19 protein-coding genes are annotated in these 20751 nt (G+C 58.6%); 2 read left to right on the forward strand and 17 right to left on the reverse strand.

The genetic code is table 11. The features are described 5' to 3' along the window. Window positions 1-43 precede the first annotated feature (43 nt). A complete protein-coding gene (locus tag J8Z22_RS16830; RefSeq protein ID WP_028114652.1) occupies window positions 44-643 on the forward strand; it encodes a Yip1 family protein in 600 nt (199 codons plus the stop codon). An 82-nt stretch (window positions 644-725) separates the two neighbouring features. Here J8Z22_RS16830 and purF read toward each other — a convergent pair whose 3' ends face one another. The 10 genes from purF to fabB all read right to left on the reverse strand — a co-directional run bounded on the left by purF (window position 726) and on the right by fabB (window position 12240). Continuing rightward, window positions 726-2240 (reverse strand): amidophosphoribosyltransferase, encoded by a 1515-nt coding sequence (gene purF, locus J8Z22_RS16835; protein ID WP_028114653.1) that lies wholly within the window; start codon window positions 2238-2240, stop codon window positions 726-728. 54 nt (window positions 2241-2294) lie between these two features. Beyond that, window positions 2295-2783, reverse strand: coding sequence for a CvpA family protein (locus tag J8Z22_RS16840; protein ID WP_028114654.1), 489 nt, complete (start codon window positions 2781-2783; stop codon window positions 2295-2297). Between the two features lie 135 nt (window positions 2784-2918). Next, window positions 2919-3458 (reverse strand): SPOR domain-containing protein, encoded by a 540-nt coding sequence (locus J8Z22_RS16845; protein WP_028114655.1) that lies wholly within the window; start codon window positions 3456-3458, stop codon window positions 2919-2921. 3 nt (window positions 3459-3461) lie between these two features. After that, entirely contained in the window at window positions 3462-4715 is a 1254-nt protein-coding gene (folC, locus tag J8Z22_RS16850; protein ID WP_252007155.1) for a bifunctional tetrahydrofolate synthase/dihydrofolate synthase, read from the reverse strand. Further along, window positions 4715-5581: an acetyl-CoA carboxylase, carboxyltransferase subunit beta gene (accD, locus tag J8Z22_RS16855; RefSeq protein ID WP_028114657.1), complete on the reverse strand. Its 867-nt coding sequence runs from the start codon at window positions 5579-5581 to the stop codon at window positions 4715-4717. Before accD ends, folC begins: the two co-directional genes overlap by 1 nt. A gap of 222 nt (window positions 5582-5803) precedes the next feature. Beyond that, on the reverse strand, window positions 5804-6595 hold the full coding sequence (truA, locus tag J8Z22_RS16860) for a tRNA pseudouridine(38-40) synthase TruA (RefSeq protein ID WP_028114658.1): 792 nt from the start codon (window positions 6593-6595) through the stop codon (window positions 5804-5806). Window positions 6596-6855: 260 nt separating this feature from the next. Next, entirely contained in the window at window positions 6856-8583 is a 1728-nt protein-coding gene (locus tag J8Z22_RS16865) for a FimV/HubP family polar landmark protein (RefSeq protein ID WP_252007156.1), read from the reverse strand. 197 nt (window positions 8584-8780) lie between these two features. Continuing rightward, window positions 8781-9797, reverse strand: a complete 1017-nt coding sequence (locus J8Z22_RS16870) for an aspartate-semialdehyde dehydrogenase (protein WP_252007157.1) — start codon at window positions 9795-9797, stop codon at window positions 8781-8783. A gap of 3 nt (window positions 9798-9800) precedes the next feature. Beyond that, window positions 9801-10928: a 4-phosphoerythronate dehydrogenase gene (locus J8Z22_RS16875; protein WP_252007158.1), complete on the reverse strand. Its 1128-nt coding sequence runs from the start codon at window positions 10926-10928 to the stop codon at window positions 9801-9803. 97 nt (window positions 10929-11025) lie between these two features. After that, complete coding sequence (gene fabB / locus J8Z22_RS16880) at window positions 11026-12240, reverse strand: beta-ketoacyl-ACP synthase I (protein WP_252010490.1); 1215 nt, start codon at window positions 12238-12240, stop codon at window positions 11026-11028. A 125-nt stretch (window positions 12241-12365) separates the two neighbouring features. On the opposite strand from fabB, the gene mnmC reads away from it, so the two are divergent. Continuing rightward, the gene (mnmC, locus tag J8Z22_RS16885; RefSeq protein ID WP_252007159.1) at window positions 12366-14321 is read left to right on the forward strand and encodes a bifunctional tRNA (5-methylaminomethyl-2-thiouridine)(34)-methyltransferase MnmD/FAD-dependent 5-carboxymethylaminomethyl-2-thiouridine(34) oxidoreductase MnmC; all 1956 of its coding nucleotides are present in this window, start codon (window positions 12366-12368) and stop codon (window positions 14319-14321) included. A gap of 26 nt (window positions 14322-14347) precedes the next feature. On the opposite strand, the gene J8Z22_RS16890 is transcribed toward mnmC, so the two are convergent. From J8Z22_RS16890 to prmB, 7 genes are read right to left on the reverse strand one after another with little or no spacing between them, the layout of a single operon-like run. Beyond that, window positions 14348-14626 carry a YfcL family protein gene (locus tag J8Z22_RS16890; protein WP_252007160.1) on the reverse strand — a complete coding sequence of 93 codons (279 nt, stop codon included), beginning with the start codon at window positions 14624-14626 and terminating at the stop codon, window positions 14348-14350. Between the two features lie 10 nt (window positions 14627-14636). After that, window positions 14637-15749 carry an ATP-NAD kinase family protein gene (locus J8Z22_RS16895; RefSeq protein ID WP_252007161.1) on the reverse strand — a complete coding sequence of 371 codons (1113 nt, stop codon included), beginning with the start codon at window positions 15747-15749 and terminating at the stop codon, window positions 14637-14639. A gap of 7 nt (window positions 15750-15756) precedes the next feature. After that, a complete protein-coding gene (locus tag J8Z22_RS16900) occupies window positions 15757-16284 on the reverse strand; it encodes an elongation factor P hydroxylase (protein ID WP_252007162.1) in 528 nt (175 codons plus the stop codon). Further along, a complete protein-coding gene (locus J8Z22_RS16905) occupies window positions 16244-17452 on the reverse strand; it encodes an MFS transporter (protein WP_252007163.1) in 1209 nt (402 codons plus the stop codon). The genes J8Z22_RS16900 and J8Z22_RS16905 overlap by 41 nt, the downstream gene beginning before the upstream one ends. Before the next feature lie 28 nt (window positions 17453-17480). Further along, window positions 17481-18683 (reverse strand): MFS transporter, encoded by a 1203-nt coding sequence (locus J8Z22_RS16910; protein ID WP_051252914.1) that lies wholly within the window; start codon window positions 18681-18683, stop codon window positions 17481-17483. Further along, a complete protein-coding gene (gene aroC, locus J8Z22_RS16915) occupies window positions 18680-19780 on the reverse strand; it encodes a chorismate synthase (RefSeq protein WP_252007164.1) in 1101 nt (366 codons plus the stop codon). Before aroC ends, J8Z22_RS16910 begins: the two co-directional genes overlap by 4 nt. A gap of 29 nt (window positions 19781-19809) precedes the next feature. Then, window positions 19810-20730 (reverse strand): 50S ribosomal protein L3 N(5)-glutamine methyltransferase, encoded by a 921-nt coding sequence (gene prmB, locus J8Z22_RS16920; protein ID WP_028114668.1) that lies wholly within the window; start codon window positions 20728-20730, stop codon window positions 19810-19812. Between the last annotated feature and the right edge of the window lie 21 nt (window positions 20731-20751).

The following is a 20751-nucleotide window of genomic DNA, read 5'->3' on the forward strand; positions in this document are numbered from 1 at the left end:
CCGACGACTAACGCACATTGACGTTTAGCAGGGGATAATAACTATGATACTCAATCATTTATGGGGACTGTATACCCATCCACGCGAAGAGTGGCAGAGCATTGAACGCACCCATGAAGGGATAGGTGCCAGCCTCACTCACATCCTGGTCATTGCACTGATCCCCGCCATCTGTGGCTTTTTCGCCAGCAGTTACATTGGCTGGAGCATCGGTGCCGGCGAACCCATCAAGTTAACTCAAGCCAGTGCGGTGAAAATGGCCTTCGCCATGTATTTCGCCCTGATCGCCGGCGTATTTCTGCTGGCCTATCTGGCGCACTGGATGGCCAAAACCTTTGGCGCTGACCCCACCACCACCCAGGCGGTGGAACTGGCCGCCTACACCGCCACCCCGTTGTTCATGGTTGGCTTTGCCACCCTGTACCCGGAGCTGTGGTTTGTGATGATGGTCGGCTTGGCGGGCATCGCTTACTCGGTTTACCTGCTCTATTCCGGGGTGCCCATCATCATGAACATTCCCGAAGAGCGCGGCTTTATCTATGCCAGTTCGCTGGTAACCTGCGGGCTGGTGTTACTGGTGGCAATACTCGCCGCCTCGGTGATCATGTGGAATCTGGGCTTTGGCCCTTCCTACGTCGCCTGACCCGGCAACGACGGTATAAAAAAACGCGCCTGCAGGGCGCGTTTTTTCGTTGTCGCCCCGGCAGGGGCACGGCCATCGCCACCTAGGGGTGGCAGACGTTATGAATTTCCAGGTTGCTGCTCTGCTCCGAGTCTCGCAGGGCTTTGGCGTCGTCACTGCGAGAGGCGGTGAGCTGATCCAGGTAGCTCTGATCCACATCCTGAGTCACGTATTCACCATTAAACACCGAGGTGTCGAACCGATTCACGGTCGGGTTTTCCTCGCTTACCGCCGCCACCAGGTCGTCCAGATCCTGATAGATCAGGCCGTCGGCTTTAATCAGGCTGCACACCTCTTCCACATCCCGGCCATAGGCGATCAGCTCCTGTGGACTCGGCATATCGATGCCATAGACATTGGGGAAACGAATCTCCGGTGCGGCCGAGGCGAAGTACACCTTACGGGCGCCAGATTCACGAGCCATTTCGATGATCTGCTGTGAGGTGGTGCCTCGCACCACGGAGTCATCCACCAGCAGAACATTCTTGCCCTTAAACTCCTGAGCAATGGCATTGAGCTTACGACGTACCGACTTCTTACGCTCCGCCTGCCCCGGCATGATAAAGGTGCGACCCACGTAGCGGTTTTTCACAAACCCCTGCCGGTAAGGCAGATCCAGTTCATTGGCAATCTGCAGCGCGATGTCACAGGAGGTTTCCGGGATCGGAATCACCACATCAATGTCATGATCTTCCCACTCCCGGGCGATCTTAGCCCCCAGTTTTCGGCCCATATTGACTCGGCTGGCGTACACCGAGATGCCGTCAATGGTCGAGTCCGGACGCGCAAAGTACACAAACTCAAAGATGCACGGACTCAGCAGCGGTTGCTCGGCACATTGTTTGGTAAACAGGTGGCCCTCGACGTCAACGTAAATCGCCTCGCCGGGCGCCACATCCCGAATGTACTCAAAGCCCACCGCATCCAGAGCCACACTCTCCGAGGCCACCATGAATTCCTGACCCTTCTCCGATTGACGCTTGCCCAGCACCAGCGGGCGAATGCCGTTGGGGTCACGGAATGCCACCATCCCCTGCCCGACAATCAGGGCCACGCAAGCGTAAGCGCCGCGCACCTTCTTATGCAGTTGGCTAACGGCGCTGAACACCTGCTCGGCATCCAGTTGATAACCTGGCATCTGCTGAATCTCGTGCGCCAGTACATTCAGCAACAGCTCGGAGTCCGAGTTGGTGTTGATGTGGCGACGCATCTTGGCCATGGAATCGCTCAGCTCATGGGCATTGGTCAGGTTGCCGTTGTGAGCCAGTGTGATGCCAAAGGGGGAGTTGACGTAAAACGGCTGCGCCTCGGAGGAGCTTGAGGATCCCGCCGTCGGGTAACGCACATGGCCGATGCCCACGTTTCCCTGCAGCCGCAGCATGTGTTTACTTTCAAAGACGTCCTTAACCAGACCGTTGGCCTTGCGCAACCGGAACGCTTCCGCATCCACGGTGACGATACCGGCCGCATCCTGGCCGCGATGCTGTAACACAGTCAGCGCGTCATAGATGGTCTGGTTGACGGAGGAATGAGCAACAATTCCGACGATACCACACATTATTGTTGATCCTTATTCGGTAAGATGTTCATAGTTAGTAGGGTCATGGTTTTATTATATTTTTGGTAAAAAACTGGAGCTTTGCTCCAGGTATTGGAAGAACCATTGAATGACGACTTTGAATTCGGGAATCAACACCGAATCGTGCCACCAGCCCGAGGACGCCGCCCCGGTAAAACTATCGAGGAAAAACAGTACCGCAGCCACCACCAGGGCGCCACGGGCAGCACCAAACACCGCACCCAGCACCCGGTCGGTTCCGGTCAAGCCGGTTCGGTCGACCATCTGGCCAATAAGGTAATTCAGCAGGCCACCGAGAATCAGTGTTGCTACAAACAGAATTGAGATGGCGGCGCCATTTCTCAACATGGGGTCGTCTATCTGGCTCAGGTAAACCGCAAGGTCTTCATAGAAGCGGCTGGAGACCAGAAAGGCCAGCACCCACACCACCAAAGACATCGCTTCGCGGGCAAAGCCGCGAACCAGACTAATAAGGACAGAAAGTCCAATGACAGCCAGTATGGCGTAATCAATCCAAACCATCACAGCGAGTATCGCCTCCGAATCTACGTTTGGGCGGCAATTTTAACAGAGCGCCCGCCCTTTCACATCTAAATTTGATCGACTGTTACTTGCACTAAAAAGCCCGCATAAATGCGGGCTCTGTGCTGAATCAGACTAAATATCGGTGGCCTTGTATCGCACCAGGCTGCCATTGAGCTCGGTCAATTTGGCCAGGCGCGCCTTTTCTTTCATCAAGGCGTCTTTGGAGATGTCCGGCCCGACGAAGACCCGGTTCAAACGCCCTTCCACCGGTCTGGCCGGCACCGTATAGGCTCGAAACCCCTGGTCACGGAGTTGATTCACCAGGTTATTAACGTTCTTAGCGTTCTTAAAGGTACCCAGTTGAATGGTCCAACCCTGGCGAATCTCGGTGGCCGCCGGTTTCGCGGCAGGCTTGCTGGCCGGCTCAGCCGCCGGGGCATTGCTCGGCGTCGGTTTAACCGCCTCTTTTTGCACCTTGGTGTCACTCAGAGCCACGTCATCGAACGCCTGCTCCGGCACTGGCTCGGGCAGCGACACCGGTCGCAGTGGAATAGTGGCAAAATTCTCCTGCACCCGCTGTTTTTCACCACTGAGGAGATCGGGAAGAAAGATCACCGCCAGTGCGGTCAGCACCAAAGTGCCAACAATCCGGTTCTTTAACTGAGCAGACAAGCCCTATTCTCCTGCGATTGCGTGTTGCGCCTGAGCCACAGTGTAAAAGGAGCCAAACACAATGACTAGATCTAATTGTTGCTGCTGCGCCCGGGCCGCCGTCATCGCCTCGGCAACCGAGGCATAGAGCGGCGCCCCGCCGACGGCCCTGGCGATGCGCTCACCATCACTGCCCCTTGGCACCGCCAACGGAGCGGCGAACCAGCCATCCACCACCGTCATCAGGGGCGCCAGCGACGCTTCGATCTCCTTGTCCTCCAGCATGGCGCACACCGCCAATACCCGTCCCGGCCCCTTCATCGACGCCAACCGTTGCGCCAGATAACGCGCCGCATGAGGGTTATGGGCCACGTCGGCGTAGACCGGCGGTGACAGGCTCAGAGGCTGCAGCCTTCCCGGCAGAGACGCTGCCGATAAGCCGGCCGCCATCGCTTCGGGGCCAATGTTAGGCATCAGGCGATCGATGGCCGCCACCGCCGTAGCGGCATTCATGGCCGGCAGCGCTGGCAGCGGCAACTGTTCCAGGTGACGACCGGGACGACGAAATTGCCAATGGTCAGCCTGATAGTCGGCGTGAAACTCGTGCCCGACTCGTATCAGTGGCGTCCCCAATTTACGGGCGTATTCGGTCACCGAAGCCGGCAGTTCCGGTTCACCAATCACCGCAGCGACTCCGGATCGAAAGATTCCGGCCTTTTCGCGGCCGACGGATTCACGACTGTCGCCAAGGTACTCTTGATGGTCGAGATCGATGGAGGTGATCACCGCCAGATCGGCATCAATCAGGTTGGTGGCATCCAGCCTCCCTCCCAGACCCACTTCCAGCAACACCACCTGCGGCTTGTGCCGGGCAAACAGATACAGGGCGCCAAGCGCGGAAAACTCGAAGAAAGTCAGCTGGGTTGAGCCTCGGGCCAGCTCAATGGCTGCAAAGGCATCCCGATGAGACTGATCGCCCAGTTCGTTGCCATTGAGGCGAACCCGCTCGTTGTAGCGATGAAGATGAGGGGAACTGAAGACACCGGTGCTGACACCGGCCTGGTGCAGTATCGATTCCATCATGGCGCAGGTGGAACCTTTGCCATTGGTACCGGCAACGGTGACGACGGTGGAATCGGGCAAGGCATCCAGCCCCATGGCCTCGGCCACCTTACGCAACCGGCTCAATCCCATGTCAATGTCAGACGGGTGAACCGCCAGAATAAAATCAAGCCAGTCCTGCAAGGACTGGCTTGAGAAGGGTGCCGCATTGGCCATTATTCGGTCTCTTGAGGCGCCGCGTGGGTGAACTTGCCCAGAATTCGAGCCAGGGTATCGCGCATTTCACGACGATCGACGATCATGTCGATGGCCCCTTTCTCCAACAGGAATTCACTGCGTTGAAAGCCTTCCGGCAACTGCTCGCGAACGGTTTGCTCAATCACTCGGGGGCCGGCAAAGCCGATCAGAGCCTTAGGTTCAGCCACATTGATGTCACCCAGCATCGCCAGGCTGGCAGAAACCCCACCCATAGTAGGATCGGTTAATACCGAGATGTACGGCAGGCCTCGCTCGCTCATCTTCGCCAATGCCGCCGAGGTTTTGGCCATCTGCATCAGCGAAAACAACGCCTCCTGCATACGGGCGCCACCACTGGCCGAGAAACACACCAAGGGCAGATTTTTGTCCAGACAAACCTCAACCGCGCGCACGAATCTGGCGCCGACCACGGAGGCCATGGAGCCGCCCATAAAGGCAAACTCAAACGAACAGGCCACCACAGGCTGGCCTTTCAGCATGCCTTCTGCCGCGATCAACGCATCGGATTCACCACTGGCTTTCTCGCCCTGGCTGATGCGGTCTTTGTACTTTTTCGAATCCCGGAACTTCAATACATCCTGAGGCGCCAGATCGGCACCGATCTCGTGCATGGTCTCTGCATCAAAGAACCCTTCCAGCCGCGCTCGGGCCCCAATTCGCATGTGGTGGTCACACTTAGGACACACTTCCAGATTACGCTCTAACTCTGCTCGGTAGAGGATCTGGTCACAGTTACCACACTTGCTCCATACCCCCTCTGGTACGGAGTGGCGACGGGCCGCGACTGTTTTACTTTTCGGCAGGATTTTCTCTAACCAACTCATCGTCGCTAGTCCTGTAAATGAATGGCCTGATTAGGCCGTTATCTGCTGCAAACAGGCCATTATCTGAATAATAGTAGCCTGTTTTCGAATTCTTTTTTTGGCACCTGGGCTCAAACTGAACAAATTAAACCACAAAGGTCACACTGACGATACTGAAAACTGGTCTAACCCGATAATTCTCAGGGAAAATGCGGCTAAATTCACTGTCTGGTGGTTAACTCGCTACAACGGGTCGGGTAAAAAAAGTGGTCCCGGTTCGCTCACCGGAATCGCAAATTCCTCCGGGTAGTCCACCTGAACCAGATACAACCCCTCAGCCTTTGAGGTCGCCGAGGCCAAGTTCCGATCTTTGGCCGCCAGTAACTCGGCAATCCACTCTACCGGCTGCTCTTTTTTCCCAACGGTCATCAGCGATCCGACAATGTTGCGCACCATATGGTGAACAAAGGCATTGGCCTTAATGTCGACAATCACATAGCGGTTACGACGGCTGACGCTGAGGTGGTGCACGTTCCGCCACGGCGACTTTGACTGACACTGAATCGCCCTGAAAGAGCTGAAATCCTGTTCACCCAGTAACAATTGACCCGCCTGGTGCATTAAGGTTTCATCCAGTTCGTGGTAATAGTGACTCACGCCACTGCCCAGAATGGCCGGTCGATAGCGGTGGTTATAGATGATATAGCGGTAGCGTCGGGCCGTTGCTGAAAAACGAGCATGAAATTCATCGCTGACCGGCTTAGCCCAGCGCACGGCAACATCGCCGGGAAGGTTGGCGTTCAGCCCCAGGGTCCAGGCTCGCTCGGGGCGAACCGCGTCGGTATCGAAGTGCACCACCTGGCCGGTACCATGCACCCCGGCATCGGTCCTGCCGGCACAGAACACCTCCACCGGATGATTGGCAACAACCGACAGGGCTTCCTCCAGTCGCTGCTGAACGCCAACCACTTCCCGCTGGCGTTGCCAGCCAAAATAGCGACTGCCGTCATACTCAATTCCCAGTGCGACTCTCATACCCGTACTACCTGCTGTTCAAAAAGGGGCGCATTATACCAAATTACGGCAATTTTACCGCTGCCACCGTGCGGCCGAGCATTGTAATACCAAACCCGGGTTCGATCTGGTCTGCGTTGCTGAAATTTGTCGTCATCCAATACCGGCACACACCCTAGGCGACCGACCCGCCAGCCCAGTGCCAAACTGTGAATCGGCCCTCATGCCAATGCCCCAAAAAAAACGGTGGCCAGCGCCACCGTTGTTGATCATTCGGTCACTTACAGGCGGTCCAGCAACTCCTGGGCTTCCCCCTGCTGAGCGCTGGCGCCTTTTTCGATCACTTCCCTCAGCAACGCCTTGGCACTGTCCTTGTCATCGATCTCGATGTAGGCGCGGGCCAGATCCAGTTTGGCGCTGTAGCCACTGACCTCGTCATCCACGTCTACCCCGGACTGTTCGCCAATCAGACTGGTCAAATCCGGGTCTCCGATATCCAGATCCAGCCCGTTATAAGGCTCGACCGGCGCCTCCTCGCTGTGAGATTCATCCAGCAGTTTGTCGATGTCGATAAACTCTTCGTCCCCGGGTGGGTCCAATGACACTTCCGGCGCGTTATCCAGGCTGAGATCCAGACCGCGATCCAGCGGCTCGGGCTCTGCCGACACCGAAGGGGCCGGCTCCTCAGCCTTGGGCTGTGGCGCGCTATCCACCGGCGAATGGTCCTTGAGCAAGGCCTCAATGTCGTCTTCCGCCATGGCCATGCCATTGTCGTCGGCCTCGTTCATCAACTCGACCATGTCGGCGCTGTCATCCAGGGCCACCCCAAGCTCAGACATCACGGTGTCTACGTCAGGCTCAAGTTCGTTGATGGCCATGTTGGCCAGCAACTCATCATTGAAATCCGGCTCCTGAGGCTGAGCATCGCCACTTTCCATGGCCTGATGCTCCTGCAATAACTCCTCCAGCGACTGCACCGGCTCTTCGGCCTCGGTGGCAGAAGGCTCCAGTTGAATCGCCGCCGCCTCCTGAGTGTCCGTCGGTACCGACGCTGCAACGCTCGACTCCGGCTGGGCTGCGGCGGTGGCTGGCTGAACCGGATCCGAAACCTGAGCAATGCTGCCATCAGGCTCCGGTGCCCGGCGACGGATGTACAACCACACCAGTGCCAGCAGGAACAGGGTGGGGACCACGGCGGCGATGCCTACCAGCCAGGGTTTGGCCCATAGCTGCTGCCAGATACCACTCTCTTCAATATCCTGAACCGGCTCCACCACCTCGGCGGAATTGGTGCTGGTCATGGGAGAAACCAGTTGCTGCTCCAGTTGCCGATTGACCGTCTGCTGATCATCCAGGGCACTCTGCAGAGTCAGCACCTGCTGATTCAGCTCGTCCAGGCGAGCCTTCAACAGCTCATTCTGCTCCAGCATGGCCGCCATCTCATCGATGGATTGACCCAACTCCTGTCGCAGACGCCCAATCTGTTCCGCCGATTGCTGTTTTTGCAGATTCAGTTCATCGTTCAGACGAGCCAGTTCTTTATTGACTGCCGGAGCCGCAGCCGCTTGCGGCGCCGGCAATGGCGTAACGGTGGGTGTCGGCGACGCCTTGGCTTTGGCTTTGGGTGCCACAGGTGCCGAGCCCCAACGCTTGTCATCGGCAGACGCTCGCCCCTTTGCCTCAACGGGATCGATGGCAAGAATCACCGACTCATCCGGTAGGGTAAGGATCATCCCTTTTTCAAGGGCATTGAGGTTCTGACTGCTGAACGCCTGAGGATTGGCCTGGTACAGCGCCAACATGGTCTGATAGACAGTGGCGCCTTCCGGTTGATGAGCTTTGGCCAGACGCCATAAAGTATCGCTGGGGGAGGTCGGCCCAATGGTAACCTGTTTCAGTTCACCCTGAGGTCCGGCAACGGCCAATCCTTCGCCAACGGCATGTAATGAGTACGAGCAGGCCATGGCCCCACTCAACAGGGCAACCAATACCCTTTGCTTTCCAGTCATATTGCAGGCCCGCATATCTCTGTCTATGGTTTGATTTTTAAATGCTGCGATCTCAACACTATATCTCATCTGTCATAAGGACGACAGCAGTTGCTTGGCTGGCAGCAGCCCGAAGTGATCAAGGCCTCGCTGCCCCCCGCCATAGCAAACAGCCGCCCCGAATTCGGAGCGGCTGCGGCGGGCATTACCGGTAGTGGTTACAGATAATCGCTGATCAGCGTTTCGGCAATCTGCACCGCATTGAGGGCGGCACCTTTACGAATGTTGTCTGCCACCACCCACAGGTTCAGGCCACAAGGATGGCTGATGTCCTGGCGCACCCGTCCTACAAACACCTCGTCCTGGCCAGTGGCATTGCCGACCTGAGTAGGGTAATCCTGGTCTTCTTCCATCAACACCAGTCCTGGAGCCTGGCTCAGCAGCGCCTTGACCTCATCCACCGATGTCGGCTGACGGGTCTCCAGATGAATCGCTTCACCATGACCGTGGAATACCGGTACCCGCACCGCGGTGGCATTCACCGCAATGCTGGCGTCACCAAAGATTTTCTGAGTTTCCCAGACCATCTTCATCTCTTCTTTGGTGTAGCCGTTGTCCATGAAATCGTCGATTTTCGGCAGCACGTTAAAAGCTATCTGATTATCGAACACCTCATTTTTCGCCGGCAGGCCGTTCAGCAACTGAGCACACTGCTTGGCCAGTTCCTCGATGGCGCGGCGCCCGGCACCGGAGACCGACTGGTAGGTGGCCACGTTAATCCGGTCGATGCCGTAGTGCTGATGAATCGGATGCAGCGCCATCAGCATCTGAATGGTGGAACAGTTTGGGTTGGCAATGATGTTGCGATTGCGAAACTCCGCCAGCGCGTGGGCATTGATCTCTGGTACCACCAGGGGGACATCCGGCTCATTGCGGAAGTGAGAGGTGTTGTCGATGACCACGCAGCCGGCCTCGGCCGCCAGCGGAGCATACTGAGCCGACACCTCGCCACCGGCGGAGAAAAAGGCCAGCTCTACCTGGCTCCAGTCAAACTCCGCCACATCGGTAACCGTCAGGCTCTTGCCTTTAAACGCCAGGGTGTTGCCGGCACTGTTGGCACTGGCCAGCAGATGCAGCTCGGCAATAGGAAACTCCCGCTCTTCCAGAATCTGGATAAGGGCTTCACCAACGGCGCCGGTAGCGCCCAAAATTGCGACATTAAATGCCTGTGCCATGGGTTATCTCTCTTTATTAAAACCGAGTTCAGACCACAGGTCCGGGGCCGCTTGCCCCGAGTGACCCACGGTTAAGGATAGAAATTCTCTGCGATTGAGGTGGGCTTTTCGCTGCCGATCAAAGCCACCGGCTTGGGTCTGCCACTGCCGAAAACGGCGATCTTCGCTGTCGATGTCGTACACCAGCCGGGCAACACGCGCCAGCAGAGACTGATTCACCGGCGTGCTCAACCGCAGCGAAGCAATCTCGGCAGTCGGCACAAACTGAGTAAAGTCTGCCACCGGCCCCAGGTCCAACTGCTTTGCCAGCACCTGAAGCAACATCCAATTGCCCCGCAGTTTGGCCTCGACGCTGTAGCCGGCGATGTGCGGAGTGGCGATGTCGGTAACCTCCACCAGCGCCGTCATCGGCGATGGTTCTCCCTCCCACACATCGAGAATCAACTTAAGATCCGGTCGCCGTTGTTTCACCGCCAGCAAGGCCTGGTTGTCCACCACCTCACCCCGGCAAGCATTCACCAGCCAGGTGTCCGGCTTAAGCGCCGTCAAACGCGCCTCATCCAGCAGATGCCAGGTGGGGTACTCGCCATCCCGAATCAAAGGCACATGGCAGCTGACGATGTCTGCCTCGGCCAGTGCCGCCTCCAATGACACAAACTGGCGGGGGTCCCCCGCCGCCTGCAGCGGCGGGTCACACAAAAGAACCCGCATCCCCAACGCTTGCGCACGCCGGGCCGTGGCAGAGCCGGTATTGCCGGCGCCGATCACCGCCAGGGTCTTGCCCTCAAGGCTAACCGACAACCGCTGCGCCAGGGTCAGCAGTGCCGTCAGCACATACTCGCCCACCGCCTCGGCGTTGCAGCCAGGGGCATTGCTCCAGGGAATGCCCCTGGCTTCCAATGCTGCCACGTCGATGTGGTCAAAGCCGATGGTGGCGGTGCCGACAAATTTCAGTGTCTTGGCGGCGTCAATCAACGCCTGATTGACCTGAGTGACACTGCGCACCAGCAGGATATCGGCGTCGCGCACCTGCTCAGGGCCAATCGCCCGTCCGGGATAACAACGAATCTCTGCCAGATGGCCAAACATGGCATCCAGAGCCGGCATATTCTCATCAGCTACGATAATCATCGGGGTAGGAGGAGTTGCGGTAACAGGAGGGGGAGTGTAACAAAAGCAGAGCCGGGACGCAGTATCCCGGCTCTTAAGATGATGGGATTATGGACGCTTAATCCTGGTATTTACGCATGATCAGCGTGGCGTTAGTGCCACCAAAACCAAAGCTGTTGCTCATGACGGTGGTCAGCTCGCGCTCCTCGGTCTCGGTGATAATGTTCAGTCCCTTGGCATCCTCATCGAGGTTGTCGACATTGATGCTGGGTGCCACAAAGCCATTCTCCATCATCAGCAGGCTGTAGATGGCCTCGTGCACACCGGCGGCGCCCAGGGCATGACCGGTCATCGCCTTGGTGGCACTGATGGCCGGGCTGTTGCTGCCGAACACCTCTTGAATAGCGCCCAGTTCACGGGTATCGCCAACCGGTGTACTGGTGCCATGGGTGTTGATGTAATCGATGTCGCCACCGGCCTGGTCCAGGGCCAGCTTCATGCAACGCACCGCCCCTTCACCGCTGGGCGCAACCATGTCATAGCCATCGGAGTTAGCGCCGTAACCAACGATTTCAGCATAGATTTTGGCACCACGGGCCAAAGCGTGTTCCAGCTCTTCCACCACCACCATGCCACCGCCACCGGAGATCACAAAGCCGTCACGGTCTGCATCGTAGGTACGGGAGGCCTTGGTCGGATCGTCGTTGTACTTGGTGGACAGCGCGCCCATGCCATCAAAGCCCATCGCCAGAGTCCAGTGCAGCTCCTCGGAGCCCCCGGCAAACACGATGTCCTGCTTACCCAGTTGAATCTGCTCGACGGCATGGCCAATGCAGTGAGCACTGGTGGCACAAGCGGAGCTGATGGAGTAGTTAATGCCCTTGATCTTAAACGGGGTCGCCAGACACGCTGAGGCGGTAGAGGACATGATCCGCGGCACCAGGTAAGGGCCCACACGGCGCACACCTTTGCTGCGCAGCGTATCGGCAGCCTGCACCTGGTTCAGGGAAGAGGCACCGCCACAGCCGGCAACGATGCCGGTGCGAAGGTTGCTGACCTGGTCTTCTGGAAGGTCGGCGTCTTTGATCGCCTCTTCCATGGCAATGTAGGCGTAGGCCGCCGCATCACCCATGAAACGCAATTTCTTGCGATCGATGTGTTCAGCCGGGTCGATCTTCAGATCACCCCAGACGCGGCTACGAAGACCCAGCTCTTCAAACTGATCTGAATAGCTCAGGCCACTTTTGCCGGCCTTCAGGGCTGCCGTTACTTCTTCGGCGTTATTGCCAATACTGGAAACAATACCCAGTCCGGTAATTACAGCTCGCTTCATCATTTTTTCCTGTGTATGAAGATCCGTTAAACTGACGCCATCTTAGCCTGTTTTGTTTGCGAAACTGGTCGGCTTTCCCTATACAGCGTTACAATGGCGACAAAAGAGCGACAGTGAGACCCAGCGTGACTCCCATCCTTCCCGCCAAACTGGATTGGCGCGATTCCGACACTCCGGTATCGATCGAATACGACGATGTGTACTTCTCCACCGTGGACGGCATCGACGAAACTCAGTATGTGTTCCTGAAACATAACGGGTTTCCCGAGAGATTTATAGCCCACCCCCACACCACTCTGGTGGTGGCGGAAACCGGCTTTGGCACCGGCCTGAACCTGTGCCTGCTGTGGCAGGCCTTTCGCCAATTCCGTCAGGCACACCCACAGGCCCGCTGCCGACGGCTGCATTTTGTCAGCATGGAGAAACACCCGGTCACCGACGCCGACCTGCGCCGGGCCCACAAATACTGGCCACAGTTGCAGCATCAGACCCGACAACTGCAGCAGGCCTACCCCGCCCCGATCGGCGGATGTCATCGCATGGAGTTCGACCAGGGCGAGGTGGTGGTCGACCTGTGGCTGGGGGACGTCAACGAGATTCTGCCATCGATGGTAACGGACGACAGCGGCCTGTTCGATGCCTGGTTTCTCGATGGCTTCACGCCGAGCAAAAATCCCGCCATGTGGCAGCCCGAACTGTACACTCAGATGGCCAGGCTCAGCCGCCACCAGGCCACCTACGCCACCTTTACCGCTGCCGGGCACGTACGCCGCGGGCTGGAACGCGTTGGCTTTTCGGTCACCAAGGACCATGGCTACGGCGTCAAGCGCGAGATGATCAGCGGCCAGCTATTGAACGCCAAGCCCGTCGCCAAAACCGTCTCTGAAGTGGCCATCGTCGGTGCCGGAGTGGCGGCGGCGCACCTGGCCCTCAGCCTGGTTCAGCGAGGCATTCGTGTCACCCTGTACAGCCAGGGCCAGGCCAGTGCCGATGGCGCCTCGGGCAACCGTCAGGGGGCCATCTATCCACTGATGAACCTGGCCGAGGATGGGCTAAGTCAGCTGTACCAACAAGGCTTCCTCCTCAGCCGCCAGCGCCTCAACCGCACCGTGGCGGCCGGGCATAGCATCGACCATGACTGGTGCGGTGTGGTTCAGCTAGGTCAGAACGACAAAGATCAGGCCAAACTGGCCAAAGTAGCGACCGCGGGCTTTCCGCCAGAACTGGTGCACGGCATCGACCGCCAGCAAGCCAGCCACATTGCCGATCTACCGCTGGACCGGGGCGGGCTGTTCTTTCCCTTTGGCGGCTGGGTCGCTCCAAACCAGTTGATTCCGGCACTGCTCGCGCAGGCCGGTCAACTGGGACAACTGCAGTGCCACTATGACCACCCATTGAAATCGCTGACCGCCAGCGACAACGGCTGGCAACTGGATTTTCACAATGGCCAGCAAACCCATCATGACCAGGTCGTGATCGCCATGGGGCACCAGAGCCACCAGTTGGCACAAACTGCGCCACTGCCCATTCAGGCGGTTCGAGGCCAGATCAGTGCTCCCCAAACCACCCCAAGGCTGAACCAGCTAAAAACCGTGCTGTGCGCCGACGGCTACCTGATCCCACAACTGCAGGGACGGCTCACCAGTGGCGCCAGTTTCGTTAAGCGCAATAGTGATAGCCGTTGGCAGCAACAGGATGTGGCGGAGATTCGCCAGCGCATGCACGCCAGTTTTGGTCAGTGCGGCTGGGCCCAAGAGTTGATGTTTGATGACAGCGGCCGCGCCGCCGTACGCGGCTCGGTACGGGACCACTTTCCTCTGGCCGGCCCGGTTCCGGATTGGCCGCAGATCATCGACCGACAGTCACAACTGCGCCAGCAGCCACTGCCCTCCCAGCCCGGGCTGCACCTGCTGGCCGGACTGGGCTCACGAGGACTGTGCAGTGCCGCGCTGATGGCCGAATCGGTGGTTTCCAGCCTGTGCGCCGAACCCAGGCCCATCGATCAGGCACTGCTGGCGCGCGTGGTTCCGGGACGCTTCTGGCAGCGGCGGCTGAACAAAGGCCATCCGGTTCCGGAATAAAAAAAGGAGGCGCCGGCCTCCTTTTTTCAGTGTCCGAGTTGCTGCAACCGCTGCAGCAACTGAAGCCAGGCCTGGCGCACCAAATTCAGATCATCCGGCGCCAGTTCTGTGCTGGCTGCGCTGATGCGCTTCTCCATGTCTTCCGACAACAGGCTAAGCAACTGCGACTGCTGTTCATCCAGCTCATTGAGGCTCAGTGCCAAGTGCCCCTGCAGGTAGCCACTGGCAAACACCTGGTCGTCGGTGCCTTGCTCGACCATTTCGGTCATCCACTGGTCGGCCTGTTGTTCTAACCTGTCTAACATTCACCCTATCCTACGTTAACCGGTACAGTACTTCATCGTGAAAGCCGGTGATGATGGGATACCAACCGGCCAGCTGAGCGTCCAGCTCAGGGTCGCCAGTATCTGCGATCATCGGCCTTCCCTCAAGCGCTTTCAGCTTCGATTTGGTGGCCAGAATTAGAATGTTGTCGCGACCGATGGCGCGTATTACCTCGGGGCTGAGCTGCTGGTTGCCCCGGCCAAACAGGTGGCCCTGGCCCCCGATCAGAGTCACCACCAGTCGACTGGGCACCTCAGCAACCAACTTAAGTAACTGAGCAGCTGTCAGATCCCGGCCAATAAGCTGGCCATCGCGCACCACATCAACCCCGAGCAGAGTGTTGTCCAACCCCTGCATCGCCATGGCGGCGGCCACCGTGGAACCGGAGCCCATCACAAACTGTCCCCCCTCCTCCATCCGCTCCTGCAAATCAGCACAGATGTCATCCAGTACCAGTTCATCCACCTCGACGCCCCCCATTTTCACCGCCTGAACAAACTGCAGTGCTTCGGGAATCCGCATCTCACCATAATGACGAGCCTGCACCCGCCCCTGACGAAATGCCGCTTCATCGATGTCACGCACTTCGGCCATCATGGTGCTCACCAGCTCGCCCCGGCTCATCATCGCCACCACCTCGCCGCTGGCTTTGGGAGTAATGCCGTAAACGCCGGAATGAATCTTCACCCCCGCCGGCACCCCCAGTACCGGCTGCCGCTCGCCCACCACCGAACAGATGTCGCGGGCGGTGCCGTCACCGCCGGCAAACAACAGCAAGTCGACGCCGTGTTCCATCATCGCCCGCGTGGCCGCTTGGGTATCCGCCGCCTCACTGTCATCACCACTGCGATAAAGGCAATGGTGGGGAATCCCCAGCCCGGTAAGCAGGTCTCCCCCCATGGCCCCGCCGGCGGCGACCCAGTCAATGGCGGGCCACTGCGACTGGCACGCGTTCAGTGCCGCGGCCATTCGCTGCTGTGCCTTGGGGATCGCCCCCAGGGCCAGCGCCTGTTGACTTAAATTGTCGCTGCCTTTCAGGGCGACACTGCCCCCCAGGCCAGCCAGGGGATTGATAATGACTCCGAGTCGAAATGGTCGATTCATCCTTGCCTCAAAACTCAAACCGCTGTGTTGACAGCGGCGGTGTACGGTAGTGACGACGAACGTCTTCGATTAACACTCCCGCCCGTGGCGGAAATCCCTGAACCAGATAGCGGCGCGCCTGCGTCTGCACCCGCAGCTGAAAGGCGCGGCGATCCACCTCTATGCCTCCCAGGTTGTCGACACTGACATTGAATCGGCGTCCCGCCGCCAGATGCAGGGCCCACTCGATGGCCTGAGGCTTCACCTCGACTCGCTCAAACTCCGCTTGCTGCTGTGCATCACGACCATCGGGGTGATACCAGTAGCCGTAATCCAGCCGCAGTCGGCGCGTTGGCCCAGCCAGGGTCCAGTGCGCCAGTTCGTGCAGGGCACTGGAGAAGAAACCATGAGCAAAAAAGATACGGTGGAAAGGACACTGCTCGTCGGCTGGCAGGTAGAGGGGTTCGCTACCCTGATCGATAAGCCGGGTATTAAACTGCTTACCCAGGCCCTGATTAAACAGTCGAATCAGCACCTGGTTCTGATTGTTGCTCACCTCGCGATTCCATCCTCTTGTTGTCGTGCAATCCCTTAAACCCCAGCGCAACCAGCAAAGCCGTCGTGGCCAGCCCCATGGCCAGCCACCAGATCTGCTCGGGTTGGCGCAACCACAACTGACCACTGAAATACACCCCCAAAGCCCCGCCGCCACTGAAGGACAGGCTGCGATAGAGCGCTTGCACCCGCCCCTGAATACCGGGACGGAACTCATGGTGAATAAACTGCATGGCGCAGACATGGGCCAGAGAGAAACTGGCCGCATGCAGCAAGTTAGCTGGCAATTGACCCAAGGGAGAACTCATTTCGGCAGTCAGGTACCAACGCAGTATTGCCAGCATACCACAGGCGATCATCAGCCATTCCAATGACACTCGCTTTAGTAACCGAGGGGTCAGTGTGAACAGCGCCATCTCTGCCACAACACCGGAAGCCACCAGCATGCCTGCGACCCCCTCGCCGATCCCCAAGGATTGCAAATAGAGCACATAGAAGCCGTAAAAGGCGCCATGGCTGGCATTGAGACAGAAGGCAAACAGCATAAAGGTGCCGACCCGAAGCCAGTTGACGCCACCCCAGTTATCGATGTGGGCCTGGCGAGCCTCCTCGTCACTGCCCCTGAGCGGCAGGGCAAAGAGCAGCATGACCACCAGCAGTCCACAACCGACCCAGGGCATCAGGGTGACACTCCAGCGCTCGAACAAGCCGCCGGCCAACATCACCATCAGCAGAAATCCCAAACTGCCCCAGGTCCTGATTCGGCTGTAGAACTCGACCCGGGGGCGAAGGGCGCTGAGGGTCAATACCTCCAACTGGGCCAGGATGCCACTCCAACTGGCACCAAACAGCAACAGGGCGACGGCCGTGGGCCAGAAGCCGTCGGCAACAAACAGGCCGGCAAATCCCAGCAGTGACACCCCCACGCCCAGCTTGATCATCAGGGTGCGTCGCCCATACCGATCGGCCAGTGTGGCCCACAAATAGGGGGCAATCATGGCAATGGCCATCTTTGCCGCCATCAGGGTGCCAATGTCAGAAACGGAGAAGCCTCTGAGCTTCAGAAACACCGCCATAAAGGGCACGGTCAACGCCTGCATGGCAAAATAGAACAGGTAGTTGGCTGCCAGGAACCGCCGTTGAGGCAGCCAGAATCCGTCGTTTCTCATTCTCACAGGCAATGGTTACCGACCAGGATTAGGCCGTGGACTCGGTGCAGGACTGCGGTTGCTGCTGTTGGTCTTCCGCGATCCGCTTATTGTACCCCAGGCTTTGAGACAGCAGCGCCATCACCAACGACAGCGCCGCCAAGGCCATCGCCAGTTGCCACACCCGTTCCGGGTGCTGTTGCCACAAATGGCCACTGAGGTAGATTCCCAGGGCGCCACCACCACTAAAGGCCAGGCTGCCGTACAGCGCCTGCATTCGCCCCTGAATGCCGGGCTTGAACTCGTGATGAATAAACTGCATGGCACAGGCATGGGCCAGGGCAAAACTGGCGGCATGCAGCAGTTGCGCCGGCAACTGCCCGGCGACCGTGGTCATCTGCGAAGTCAGATACCAACGCAACAGGGCCAGGGCTCCACAGAGGATCATCAGCCGATCCAAGGCAATTCGTCGCAACAACCGCGGCATCAAGGCAAACAGCGCCACTTCCGCCATCACCCCACACGCCAACAGCACCCCGGCCATGGACTCGCTGATCCCCAGGGTCTGAAGGTACAGCACGTAAAACCCGTAGTAGCCGCCATGGCTGGCATTGAGGCTGAAGGCAAACGCCAGATAGAGGCCGACTCTGGGCCAGTGAATGCCGGACCAGTCCGCAGACTGACGCTGCGGTTGTTCTCCGGCACCACGCAAAGCCAGGGTAAAACCGATCATCGCCGCCAGCAGCGCCACCCCCAGCCAGGGCAACAATCCGGCATCCCAGCGTTCGAACGCCCAACCGGCGGCAACCACCATCAACAGGTAGCCGACACTGCCCCAGCTGCGAATCTTACTGTAGAGTTCGGTTCGAGGTTTCAGAGAGCTGAGCGTCAGCACCTCCAATTGAGCCAGAATGCCACTCCAGCTAAAGCTGAATGCCATCAAGGCCAGCGCCGTCTGCCAAAATCCCTGGGCAATAAACAGTGCGGCGAAACCGGCCAACGCCAGAGCCACCCCCAGCTTGGCCACTAAGGCACGGCGACCGCTGTAGTCGGCCAACGATGCCCACAGGTAGGGGGACACCATGGCGGTGGTCATCTGTGCCGCCATCAGGGTGCCGATCTCCGGCGCCGAGAAACCACGCAGATCCAGGTAGATGCCCATGAAGGGCACAGTCAGCCCCTGCATGGCGAAATAGAACAGGTAGTTTGCAGCCAACAGCTGTCGCTGTGGCTGCCAGAAGTTCAAGGTCATTGATCGTTCATCGACAGAGTCGGGGTAGACACGGTCACGGCACCATTCTGGCCGCGTTGACGCAGGGCGTGATCCATCAGGGTGATCGCCATCATCGCCTCGGCGATGGGTACCGCACGAATGCCGACACAGGGATCGTGACGGCCCTTGGTCACCATCTCGGTGGCCTTACCCTCGACGTCGATGCTGTTACCCGGCACCATGATCGAGGAGGTAGGCTTCAGAGCCAGGTGGGCGATCAGCGGCTGGCCGCTGCTGATCCCCCCCAGTACACCACCGGCATGGTTGCTGGCAAACCCCTCCGGCGTCATCTCGTCCCGGTGCTCGCTGCCCTGCTGCTCAACCACGTCAAAACCATCGCCAATGGCGACCGCCTTAACCGCATTGATGCTCATCAGGCTGTGGGCCAGATCCGCATCCAAGCGGTCAAACACCGGCTCACCCAGCCCGACCGGTACCCCGGTGGCCACCACCGTCACCTTGGCTCCGATGGAATCTCCCCGCTTCTTCAGCTCCCGCATATACTGATCCAGCTCATCCAGCTTGGTCACATCCGGAAAGAAGAACGGGTTGTTTTCCACCTGGGTCAGGTCCACCTGCTGCGCCTTAATCGGTCCTAGCTGTGACAGGTAGGCCCGCACCTCGATGCCGTACGCCTGAGCCAGGTACTTCTTGGCAATGGCCCCGGCCGCGACCCGCATGGCGGTCTCCCGCGCCGAACTGCGGCCCCCGCCGCGATAGTCACGGACACCGTACTTGTGATGGTAGGTGTAGTCGGCATGACCCGGACGGAACACCTGGGAGATGGCCGAATAGTCTTTGCTGCGCTGATCGGTGTTTTCGATGACCAGGCCGATGGGGGTACCCGTGGTCTTGCCTTCAAAGACCCCGGATTGAATCTTAACCTCGTCGGCTTCCCGGCGGGCGGTGGTATAACGGGAGCTGCCCGGGCGACGGCGATCCAGATCCAGTTGCAGATCCGCTTCGCTCAGTTCAATCCCCGGGGGGCAACCATCAACAATGGCCCCCAACGCCAGCCCATGGCTCTCACCATAGGTGGTTACGGTAAACAGTTTTCCTATTGTATTGCCAGCCATCGCGTTGGGGCTCTCCCTCTTGTCAGTAATTAAAAGCTGTCCTGGTGCTCCACCAGTTGTTCCCGAGTCAGGGCGAATACGCCGTCGCCGCCATTTTCAAACTCGAGCCAGGTAAAGGGGACGCTGCTCATCTCTTGCGCCAGCGCCACCCAGGAGTTGCCCACCTCAACGATCAGGACACCGTTGTCGTTCAGGTGGTCGGCCGCTTCCCGCAAGATTCGACGGGTGAGATCCAGACCATCAACGCCGGACGCCAGGCCCAGCTCCGGTTCATGGTGGAACTCTTCGGGAAGATCCGACATATCCTCGCTGTCCACATAGGGTGGATTGGACACAATAAGGTCATATTTCTGACCTGGCAAGGCATCAAAACAGTCAGACTGAATCGGGAAAACACTGTGCAGGGCGCCGTGGCGCTCAATATTGATCTGAGCCACATCCAACGCATCGCTGCTGATGTCGACCGCGTCCACTTCCGCTTCCGGGAACGCGTAGGCACAGGCGATGGCGATGCAGCCCGAACCGGTGCACATATCCAGGATCCGGTTAACCGGCTTGTTGTACATCCAGGGGGTAAACTGCTTATCAATCAGTTCGGCGATGGGCGACCGCGGCACCAACACTCGCTCGTCGCAGTAGAACTCCAGGCCGGCAAACCAGGCACTGTTGGTCAGATAAGGCACCGGAGTGCGCTCATGCACACGGCGAATCACCATTTCGGCAATCTTCTGCTTTTCACTGCTGGTCAGGCGGGCCCGGCGAACTTCGTGGCCCAGCTCCAACGGCAGGTGCAGGGCATGCAGCACCAAGGCCACCGCCTCATCCCAGGGATTGTCGGTACCGTGGCCATAATAGATGCCGGCATCATTGAAACGGCTGACCGACCAACGCAACATGTCTTCGATGGTATGCAGCTCGGTGACCGCTTCATCAATAAAAATTTTATCCACCAGATAAATCCTGTCTGTCTC

It is taken from the genome of Ferrimonas sp. SCSIO 43195 (assembly GCF_023716685.1).
GTDB lineage: Bacteria > Pseudomonadota > Gammaproteobacteria > Enterobacterales > Shewanellaceae > Ferrimonas > Ferrimonas kyonanensis.